Source organism: Roseicyclus sp. (assembly GCF_052168335.1).
Lineage (GTDB): Bacteria > Pseudomonadota > Alphaproteobacteria > Rhodobacterales > Rhodobacteraceae > Roseibacterium.
The window spans coordinates 1-9,444 of sequence record NZ_JBQLZP010000644.1 but is presented as its reverse complement, the minus strand read 5'-3'; the positions used below and the strand labels follow the sequence as shown (position 1 = coordinate 9,444).

10 protein-coding genes and 1 pseudogene are annotated in these 9,444 nt (G+C 67.8%); all 11 read left to right on the top strand.

Features of this window, described 5'->3' with window-relative positions; all coding sequences use genetic code 11:
- Positions 1–276 (top strand): annotated as a pseudogene (locus ACTS11_RS19745) (thioredoxin); the annotation flags it as partial.
- 127 nt (positions 277–403) lie between these two features.
- Positions 404–883 carry a sulfur oxidation c-type cytochrome SoxX gene (soxX, locus tag ACTS11_RS19740; protein ID WP_442641994.1) on the top strand — a complete coding sequence of 160 codons (480 nt, stop codon included), beginning with the start codon at positions 404–406 and terminating at the stop codon, positions 881–883.
- A 30-nt stretch (positions 884–913) separates the two neighbouring features.
- Complete coding sequence (gene soxY, locus ACTS11_RS19735; RefSeq protein WP_442641993.1) at positions 914–1,336, top strand: thiosulfate oxidation carrier protein SoxY; 423 nt, start codon at positions 914–916, stop codon at positions 1,334–1,336.
- A 21-nt stretch (positions 1,337–1,357) separates the two neighbouring features.
- Positions 1,358–1,687 carry a thiosulfate oxidation carrier complex protein SoxZ gene (soxZ, locus tag ACTS11_RS19730; protein WP_442641992.1) on the top strand — a complete coding sequence of 110 codons (330 nt, stop codon included), beginning with the start codon at positions 1,358–1,360 and terminating at the stop codon, positions 1,685–1,687.
- A gap of 55 nt (positions 1,688–1,742) precedes the next feature.
- Positions 1,743–2,603 (top strand): sulfur oxidation c-type cytochrome SoxA, encoded by an 861-nt coding sequence (soxA, locus tag ACTS11_RS19725; protein WP_442641991.1) that lies wholly within the window; start codon positions 1,743–1,745, stop codon positions 2,601–2,603.
- Between the two features lie 84 nt (positions 2,604–2,687).
- Positions 2,688–4,385 (top strand): thiosulfohydrolase SoxB, encoded by a 1,698-nt coding sequence (gene soxB, locus ACTS11_RS19720; RefSeq protein ID WP_442641990.1) that lies wholly within the window; start codon positions 2,688–2,690, stop codon positions 4,383–4,385.
- 41 nt (positions 4,386–4,426) lie between these two features.
- Positions 4,427–5,698: a sulfite dehydrogenase gene (gene soxC, locus ACTS11_RS19715; RefSeq protein WP_442641989.1), complete on the top strand. Its 1,272-nt coding sequence runs from the start codon at positions 4,427–4,429 to the stop codon at positions 5,696–5,698.
- Between the two features lie 4 nt (positions 5,699–5,702).
- Complete coding sequence (locus tag ACTS11_RS19710; protein WP_442641988.1) at positions 5,703–6,743, top strand: c-type cytochrome; 1,041 nt, start codon at positions 5,703–5,705, stop codon at positions 6,741–6,743.
- A gap of 1 nt (position 6,744) precedes the next feature.
- On the top strand, positions 6,745–7,428 hold the full coding sequence (locus tag ACTS11_RS19705; protein WP_442641987.1) for a c-type cytochrome: 684 nt from the start codon (positions 6,745–6,747) through the stop codon (positions 7,426–7,428).
- Positions 7,429–7,510: 82 nt separating this feature from the next.
- Positions 7,511–8,776 carry an FCSD flavin-binding domain-containing protein gene (locus tag ACTS11_RS19700; protein WP_442641986.1) on the top strand — a complete coding sequence of 422 codons (1,266 nt, stop codon included), beginning with the start codon at positions 7,511–7,513 and terminating at the stop codon, positions 8,774–8,776.
- Between the two features lie 58 nt (positions 8,777–8,834).
- A complete protein-coding gene (locus tag ACTS11_RS19695) occupies positions 8,835–9,278 on the top strand; it encodes a DUF302 domain-containing protein (protein ID WP_442641985.1) in 444 nt (147 codons plus the stop codon).
- The last annotated feature ends 166 nt before the right edge of the window (positions 9,279–9,444 follow it).

Sequence of the window (9,444 nt, the reverse complement as noted above, 5' to 3'; positions counted from 1 at the left end):
GACGTGACCGACTTCGACGGCGAGACCCTGACCGAGAGCCAGGCCGTGCGGCGCTGGCGCACCCTGTTCACGCCGACGATCCTGTTCTTCCCCGAGGACGTGCCGGAGGACATGACCGGAATGGAGGCGGCCGTCGCGACGATGCCGGGCGCCTTCGGCCGCAGCATGACGCGGAACATGATGCAGTGGATTCTCGACGAGGGATACAACTCGGAGGAGAGCTTTCAGGCCTACCATGCGCGCATCCTGAGAGAGAGCGGGGCCCTCGATCAATGAAAAGCCTCGATATTGCAGGGGTTTCGCCGACTCATATGCAAAAAACAAAATGTATGGTTGAAAAGAAAGCGGACTTGAGTCTACGGTATGCGAAGGGGCACGAACTCGCCCTAGGGAGGAATCTGAAATGAAGCGTCACGCCATGATGGCGGCGGGCATTGCCTTTGCCGCGACGGCACTTCATGCCGACGTCATCCTGCCCGATGACGTGGCGACGGACGAATACGGCGACGTCGCGCAGTCGCTGACGGGGGTGCCCGGCGACCCTGCCCGCGGGCTCGAGGTCATGGTGAACCGGGGAACCGGCAACTGCATCGCCTGCCACCAGGTCACCGCGCTCGAGGAGCATCCCTTTCACGGCGAGGTCGGGCCGTCCCTCGACGGCGTCGGCGCCCGTTGGGAAGAGGCCTCGCTTCGTGGTATCATCGTGAACGCGAAGAACGTCTTCCCGGACTCCGTGATGCCGTCCTTCTATCGCGTCTCGGGCTTCACCCGGCCCGGCAACGCCTTCACCGGCCGCGCCGCGGAAGGGCCGCTCGATCCCCTGCTCACCGCGCAGGAGGTCGAGGATGTCGTGGCCTACCTGATGACGCTGACCGAGTACTGACCGGCCGTATCCCACGAGGAGAACAGACACATGGATTTGACACGCAGGCAGTTCGTCGGCACGGGTCTCGTCGCCGCCGCCGCCTTCTTCGGACTTCCGCAGATCGCCTCGGCCGAGGCGCTCGAGGATGCCATCAACGCCTTCACCGGCGGCGCCGAGGCAGGGTCGGACGGGATCACCCTGATCGCGCCCGAGATCGCCGAGAACGGCAACACGGTGCCCATCGACGTCTCCGCACCCGGGGCCGAGGCCGTGATGCTTCTGGCCGCCGGGAACCCCAACCCCGATGTCTGCACCTTCAACTTCGGCCCGCTCTCCGCAAGCCAGACCGCCTCGACGCGGATCCGCCTCGCGGGCGAGCAGGACGTCATCGCCATCGCGCGCATGCCCGATGGCACCTTCAAGCAGGCGCGCCAGAACGTGCGCGTCACCATCGGCGGCTGCGGCGGCTGAGCCCAACGGAGGATTGGACACATGGCAGACAACGTTACCCCGCGCGTCCGCGTTCCCCGCGAGGCTTCCGCCGGCGAGGCCGTCTCGGTCCGGACGCTCATCAGCCATCCCATGGAAAGCGGCCAGCGCCGCGACGGGGACGGCAACCTGATCCCGCGGTCGATCATCAACCGCTTCACCTGCGACTTCAACGGACAGAACGTGATCGACGTCACGCTCGAGCCTGCGATCTCCACGAACCCCTACTTCCAGTTCGAGGCGACGGTGAACGAGAGCGGCACGTTCCAGTTCACCTGGTACGACGACGACGGCTCCGTCTACGAGGATGCGGCCGAGATCACCGTCAGCTGATCCGACCGGCCAGAGAGCCGGACCCCAGCCGTCGCAAGGGAGGAGTAGAACGGACATGAGGAAACTGAACCTGCTCGGGGGCGGCGCGCTCGCCGCCCTGGCCATCGCGCTCGCCGGCGCCGTGGGCGCCGACATCGGCGACGACGAGGAACTGATCGTCAACGGCGAGATCGAGATGGTCATCGAGACCGATCCGCCGGAGCATCTGGAGGGCGTATTCTCCCGCATCTACTCGGGGTGGGTCTTCCGCACCGACGAGACGCAGGAAATGCAGATGGACGATTTCGACAACCCCGGCATGATCTTCGTCGACCAGGGCCTCGAGGCCTTCGAGACGGTGATGGGGACGGAAGGCAACAGCTGCGCCTCCTGCCACACGCCGGAGGACTTCGAGATGGTCCGCGCCACCTATCCCCAGTGGGACGAGGAGCACGGAACGGTCCAGACGGTCGAGATGCAGGTCATCGAGTGCCAGACCGAGCGCATGGGCGCCGAGCCCTACGGCTACGACAGCCAGCAGATGATCAACATGGTCGCGCTGATCGCCTCCGTCGGTCGCGGGCAGGTCGTGGACGTGGCCATCGACGGCCCGGCCCAGTCCACCTGGGAAGCGGGGCGGGAGATCTACTACACCCGCTACGGTCAGCTCGAGCTCAGCTGCGCCAACTGCCACGAGCAGAACTACGGCAACCTGATCCGCGCCGACCACCTGAGCCAGGGCATGACCAACGGCTTCCCGGTGTACCGGCTGCGGAACGCAGGGCTCGTCTCGGTCCACAACCGTTTCCGAGGCTGCATCCGCGACACGCGCGGCGAGACCTACGCGGTCGGCAGCCCGGAATTCGTCGCGCTCGAGCTCTACGTCGCCTCGAGGGGCAACGGCCTGACCGTCGAGGGACCGGCCGTCCGCAACTGACATGACGAACCGCCCCGGTCCGGCACCGGGGCGGTTTGCGGCCAAAAATATTCAATAATCGGAATAAATCCTGAGGTTGAATCGATGATCTCCCGCCGTCATTTCGTCCAGGCCGCGATGGCCACCACGGCGCTCTACGGGGCCTCGGGCTTCGGGACCTGGTCGCGCCTGGCCGCGCAGCAGGTGCTGAGCCAGGACGACCTGATCGGGTCCAGCGACTTCGGCAACGTGACGCTGATCCACATCACCGACATCCACGCCCAGACGCAGCCGATCTACTTCCGCGAGCCGGAGTTCAATATCGGCGTCGGAGAGGCGGCGGGGGTCGTGCCGCACCTGACCGGCGACGCTTTCCGCGCCGCCTACGGCATCGAGAAGGGCTCGGCCCTCGACTACGCGCTGACCTACGACGACTTCGTGTCGCTGGCGCGCGGCTACGGGCGGATGGGCGGCCTCGACCGGATCGCCACCGTGGTCAAGGCCATCCGGGCCGAGCGTCCCGACGCCCTCCTCCTCGACGGGGGGGACACCTGGCAGGGTTCGCTGCCCGCCCTGAGGACCGCCGGACAGGACATGGTCGACCTCTTCAACGCGCTGGGCACCGACGCGATGACCTCGCACTGGGAGTTCACCCTCGGCTCCGAGCGTGTCCGCGAGATCGTCGAGGGCGGCGGCCTGAACCCCGCCTTCCTCGGCGCGAACATCTTCGACGTGGAGTGGGACGAGCCGGTCTTCGATGATTACCGCATGTTCGAGCGCGGCGGCACGCAGGTCGCCGTCATCGGGCAGGCCTTCCCCTACATGCCGATCGCGAACCCCTCGTGGATGTTCCCGGAATACTCCTTCGGCCTCCGCCGCGAGCGCATCGCGGAAGTGGTGGAGGAGGTGCGGGCGGCCGGCGCCGAGGTAGTTGTCCTTCTCTCCCACAACGGCTTCGACGTCGACCGCCGCTTCGCCCGCGACATCCCCGGCATCGACGTGATCCTGACGGGCCACACGCACGACGCCCTGCCCGAGCCGCTTCAGGTCGGGAACACGTTCCTCATCGCGTCGGGCTCGCACGGCAAGTTCGTCAGCCGTGTCGATCTCGACGTGCGGGACGGCGGCCTCCAGGGCATCGCGCACCGGCTCATCCCTATCTTCTCGGACGTGATCGCGCCGGACGCGGAGATGGCCGCGCTCGTGGCCCGGACCCGCGCCCCCTTCGAGGCGGAGATGTCCGAGGTGATCGGCACCTCGGGCTCGCTCCTCTTCCGGCGCGGCAACTTCAACGGCACCTGGGACGACGTGATCTGCAACGCGCTCATCTCGCAGCGCGACGCGCAGATCGCGCTTTCGCCCGGCTTCCGCTGGGGCGCCGCGATCCTGCCGGGGCAGGAGATCACGCGCGAGGACATCTACAACGTCACCGCCATGACCTACCCCAACGCCTACCGCACCGAGATGTCGGGCGAGATGCTGAAGACGATCTTCGAGGACGTGGCCGAGAACATCTTCAACCCCGATCCCTACTACCAGCAGGGCGGCGACATGGTGCGCATCGGCGGCCTCGGCTACCGGATCGACATCCACCAGCAGATGGGCAGCCGCATCAGCGACATGACGCTGCTGGCCACCGGCGAGGCGATCGAGCCCGACCGGAACTACGTGGTCGCCGGCTGGGCGAGCGTGAACGAAGGCACCGAGGGCCCGCCGATCTGGGAGGTGCTCGAGAACCACATCCGCGCGCAGGGCACCGTCGAGATCGAACCGAACAACAGCGTGGACGTGGTCGGGGGCTGAGGCCGCCCGACGCGTCCGCCCCTGCGACGAAAGGAAGGCACATGTCCGACGACAAGGAATTCTCGTCATCCCGCCGCCGCTTCCTCGGCGGCGCCGCGCTCGCCACGGGCGCGCTCGCCGCGGGACGGCTGGCGCACGCCCAGGCCGGGCCGGACCCGCTGATCACCGAGATGCAGCCCTGGCAGCAATATCTCGGCGATGGGGTCGATGCCCGGCCCTACGGCATGCCCTCGCAGTACGAGGCGCACGTGGTGCGTCGCAACGTTGAATGGCTGACCGCCGACAGCGTCAGCTCGGTCAACTTCACGCCCCTTCACGAGATGGAGGGGATCATCACGCCCAACGGCCTCTGCTTCGAGCGGCACCATTCCGGCATCGCCGAGATCGATCCCGGAATGCACCGGCTGATGATCAACGGCCTTGTGGACAACCCGCTGGTCTTCACGATGGAAGACATCATGCGCTTCCCGCGGGAGAACCGGACCTACTTCCTCGAATGCGCGGCGAATACCGGCATGGAGTGGCGCGGCGCGCAGCTCAACGGCGTGCAGTTCACCCACGGCATGATCCACAACGTCGTCTACACCGGCGTTCCCCTGCGGCTTCTCCTGGAAGAGGCGGGCGTTCAGACCAACGCGGCCTGGATCCTGCCCGAGGGCGCGGACGCCTCCGCCATGACGCGGTCGATCCCGCTCGAGAAGGCGCTCGACGACTGCCTCGTCGCCACGCACATGAACGGCGAGCGGCTTCGCCCCGAGCAGGGCTATCCGATCCGCCTCGTCGTGCCCGGCTGGGAAGGCAACATGTGGGTCAAGTGGCTCCGCCGGATCGAGGTGGGCGACCAGCCCTGGCACCACCGCGAGGAGACGTCGAAATACACCGACCTTCTCGAACACGGCGAGGCGCGGCGCTTCACCTGGGTCATGGACGCGAAGTCCGTCATCACCAACCCATCCCCGCAGGCGCCGATCACCCATGGGCCGGGGCCGACCGTCATCACCGGCGTGGCGTGGTCCGGCCGGGGCACGATCCCGCGGGTCGACGTCACGCTCGACGGCGGCGTGAACTGGCACCAGGCGCGGATGTCGGGGCCGAGCCTCGACAAGTCCATGCACCGTTTCTACTACGAGTTCGACTGGGACGGCCGGCCGCTTCTCCTCCAGAGCCGGGCGATCGACTCCACCGGCTACGTGCAGCCCACCAAGGACCAGCTGCGCGAGTTCCGGGGCGAGAACTCCATCTACCACAACAACGGAATCCAGACCTGGGCCATCGACGAGAGCGGCCGGGCCGAGAACGTGGAGGTCGGGTAAGACCATGCAGAGGATCGCACTCACAGCCGGCGCGCTGCTCGCCGCCACCTCCATCGTCGCGCTCGCGCAGGAGACCCCGGCCCCCTCGCGCGAGGGCGGCTTCGGCCTCGGGCGCACCGCATTGCCCGAGGAGATCGCGGCCTGGGACATCGACATCCGGCCTGACGGGCAGGGCCTGCCGGTGGGCTCGGGCGACGTCTGGACGGGCGAGGAGGCCTACGTCACCTACTGCTCCGCCTGCCACGGCGACTTCGGCGAAGCGGTCGGTCGCTGGCCGGTCCTGTCGGGCGGCTTCGGCTCGCTCGACGGCGAGGACCCGGTGAAGACCATCGGCTCCTACTTCCCGTATCTCTCGACCGTGTGGGACTACGTCCACCGGGCCATGCCCTACGGCGCCGCGGAGTCGCTGACCGACGACGAGGTCTACGCGATCACCGCCTACCTCATGTATCTCAACAACATGGTCGAGGACGACTTCGTCCTGTCCAACGAGAACTTCCTCGAGGTGCCCATGCCGAACGAAGGCGGGTTCTTCATGGACGACCGCGACACGGTCGAGCTTCCCGTCCTGATGCAGGAACCCTGCATGACCGATTGCCGCGCGCCGGTGGAGATCACCATGCGCGCCGCCGTGCTCGACGTGACGCCCGAGACGGTGAGCGACGTGGCCGAGGAGGCCTCGGCCGAGCCCGCCGAGACATCGCCCATGGGGCCGGACCCGGCGCTGGTCGCGCAGGGTGAGACGGTCTTCCGCGCCTGCGCCGCCTGCCACGAGATCGGCGAGGGCGCGCGCAACCGCGTGGGCCCGCATCTCAACGGCACGATCGGCATGACGGTCGGGACGCACGAGGGCTTCCGCTACTCGCCGGCGTTGCGCCAGGCCGGCGAAAGCGGCATGGTCTGGGACGAGGAGACGCTGGCGGCCTATCTTTCCGATCCGCGCGGGTTCATCCCGGGCAACCGCATGGCTTTCCAGGGTCTGCGGTCGGAGGAGGACATCATGGCCGTCATCGCCTACATGCAAGCGACCGGAACGACGGAGTGACATGGGCATAACCCTGCGCATCGCCGCCATAGCCATCACCGCCTGCGGGGTCGCGGGCGGTGCGTCGGCCGCCGGCGACCCCGAGCGGGGGGAGGTGCTCTACCGCCCCTGCGCCGCCTGCCACATGATCGGCGACGGCGCGATCAACCGCGTCGGGCCGCATCTCAACGGCATCGTCGGCCGTGCCTTGGGCGGGGCCGAGGGCTACCGCTACTCCCAGGCGCTGCTCGACAAGTCGGCGGAGGTCGGCACCTGGAGCGAGACGGCGCTCGACACGTTCCTCGCCAATCCGCGGTCCTTCCTGCCCGGCACCTCGATGGTCTTCCGGGGCATGAACGCGGCGCAGGACCGGCAGGATCTGATCGCATATCTTGTAGAAGAGGGCGGCGGCGCGGAGGCGGGCGAGGACACCGGGCCCACGCCGGAGGTCGCCGCGATCCTAGCTATCCCGGGCGACGTGCCCTACGGGCAGTATCTCTCCTCCGAATGCACCGCCTGCCATATCGGCGCTGGCGGCGAGGACATCCCGTCGGTTCGTGGCCTGCCGCCGGAGGTTTTCATCGCGGGGCTCGCCGCGTACCGCTCGGGCGAGCGGCAGCACCAGGTCATGAACACGCTGGCCGCGCGGCTCGGCGACGAGGAGATCGCGGCGCTCGCGGCTTATTTCGCGTCGCTCGCCGACTGAAGGAAAGGGACGAACCGGGCGCAAGAACCCGGTATTGTGCAAGTATCTAATGCGCGAACAGGCGCAATCAGGGAGGAAGATCATGAGCTTGAACAGACGCACATTCCTCGGCACGGCGGCGGCCGTGACCGCGACGCTGACCACACCGATGATCGCCCGGGCGCAGGCGCGGCCACGCGTCGTCGTGGTGGGCGGCGGCGCCGGCGGCGCCACGGCCGCTAAGTACATCGCCCGCGACAGCCAGGGCGCCATCGACGTCACGCTGATCGAGCCGACGCGGGCCTACTACACCTGCTTCTTCTCGAACCTCTACCTCGGCGGCTTCTACGAGTTCGACGATCTCGGCCATACCTACGGCAACCTCGCCTCGAACTACGGCATCAATGTCGTCCACGACTGGGCGACCGCCGTCGACCGCGACACGAAGACCGTGCGGCTGGCGGGCGGCGACGCGGTCCCCTACGACCGGCTCGTGCTCAGCCCCGGCATCGACTTCATCGAGGACAGCGTGCCCGGATGGTCGCTCGCCTCGCAGAGCGTCATGCCCCATGCCTACAAGGGCGGCACGCAGACCCAGCTCCTGCGCGCGCAGGTCGAGGCCATGCCCGAGGGCGGCACCTTCGCCATGGTGGCTCCGCCGAACCCCTACCGCTGCCCGCCCGGTCCCTACGAGCGGATCTCGATGGTCGCGCACATGCTGAAGGCCATCAACCCGACCGCCAAGATCCTGATCGCGGACCCGAAGGAGAGCTACTCCAAGCAGGCCCTTTTCGAGGACGGCTGGCAGCGCCACTACTCCGGCATGATCACCCGGATCGGCCCCGACTTCGGCGGCGACAACGTCGAGGTGGACCCGGCCGCCATGACGCTGACGATCGACGGCGTGGTCGAGAACGTGGACGTCTGCAACGTGATCCCGGCGCAGCGCGCGGGCCACATCGCCCACCAGGCCGGCATCGTCGAGGACAACTGGGCGCCCGTCTCGGCCTACGACATGTCGAGCCGGATCGACCCGGAGATCCACGTCCTCGGCGACAGCGCGGCGCAGGGCGCGATGCCGAAGTCCGGCTTCTCGGCCAACAGCCAGGCCAAGGTCGCGGCGAACGCGATCGTGGCTGCGCTGACCGACGGCCGCGCCTTCCCGCCGCGCTTCGCCAACACCTGCTGGTCGCTCATCGACACCGATGACGGCGTGAAGGTGGGCGCGACCTACGAGGCCTCGGACGAGGGCATCGTGTCGACCTCGAGCTTCATCAGCGAGGTGGGCGAAAGCGCCGAAGTGCGGGCCGAGACCTACCGCGAAAGCCTCGGATGGTATGACGCCATCGTCGAGGACATGTTCGCCTGAGACGGACCGAGAAGGGGGGCGGGCGGTCCGCCCCCCGACTGCAAGGGAGATCCCCGCGATGCGTGCCTTTCCGTTCCCCGTCCTCCTGAGCGCGTTCCTGGCCCTCGCGGGCGGGACGGCGCAGGCGCAGGACGTGATCACCTACGACTTCGACGGCAGCTTCGAGGACGCCACCTTCGCCATCGAGAGCGCGATCCTCGACCGCGGGCTCGTGATCGATCTCGTCAGCCATGTGGGCGAGATGCTGAACCGGACGGGCGCGGACGTGGGCTCGACCGAGACGATCTTCGAGAACGCCGACATCTTCCTCTTCTGCTCGGCGGCGGTCTCGCGCCGGGTGATGGAGGCCGACCCGATGAACCTCGCCCATTGCCCCTACTCGATCTTCGTGGCCGAGCGCGACGGCGAGGTGATGATCGGTCACCGCGCCTATCCCGAGGGCCCGATGCAGGAGGTCGAGGCGATGCTCGATTCGATCATCCTGTCGGCGCGCGGCCTCTGACCCCGGCTTGACCTGCATCAACGCGGGTTTCCCTGTTGCGGCTAGGGTTTCCGGGCCCTGCACCCGCGCGGGTCGAGGAACCGGAACGTGATCGAAACCCTGATCGAGAGCTATGGCGACGGCACGGTGCTCCTGCTGGCGGGCCTCGTCACCGGCGTCCTGTTCG

Excerpts from the sequence above, each read along its gene's own strand:
- ACTS11_RS19700 (WP_442641986.1), top strand. The coding sequence starts at position 7,511 with ATGAGCTTGAACAGACGCACATTCCTCGGCACGGCGGCGGCCGTGACC.
- soxB (WP_442641990.1), top strand. The coding sequence starts at position 2,688 with ATGATCTCCCGCCGTCATTTCGTCCAGGCCGCGATGGCCACCACGGCG.
- soxY (WP_442641993.1), top strand. The coding sequence starts at position 914 with ATGGATTTGACACGCAGGCAGTTCGTCGGCACGGGTCTCGTCGCCGCC.
- ACTS11_RS19695 (WP_442641985.1), top strand. The coding sequence starts at position 8,835 with ATGCGTGCCTTTCCGTTCCCCGTCCTCCTGAGCGCGTTCCTGGCCCTC.
- soxZ (WP_442641992.1), top strand. The coding sequence starts at position 1,358 with ATGGCAGACAACGTTACCCCGCGCGTCCGCGTTCCCCGCGAGGCTTCC.
- ACTS11_RS19710 (WP_442641988.1), top strand. The coding sequence starts at position 5,703 with ATGCAGAGGATCGCACTCACAGCCGGCGCGCTGCTCGCCGCCACCTCC.
- soxA (WP_442641991.1), top strand. The coding sequence starts at position 1,743 with ATGAGGAAACTGAACCTGCTCGGGGGCGGCGCGCTCGCCGCCCTGGCC.
- soxX (WP_442641994.1), top strand. The coding sequence starts at position 404 with ATGAAGCGTCACGCCATGATGGCGGCGGGCATTGCCTTTGCCGCGACG.
- soxC (WP_442641989.1), top strand. The coding sequence starts at position 4,427 with ATGTCCGACGACAAGGAATTCTCGTCATCCCGCCGCCGCTTCCTCGGC.
- ACTS11_RS19705 (WP_442641987.1), top strand. The coding sequence starts at position 6,745 with ATGGGCATAACCCTGCGCATCGCCGCCATAGCCATCACCGCCTGCGGG.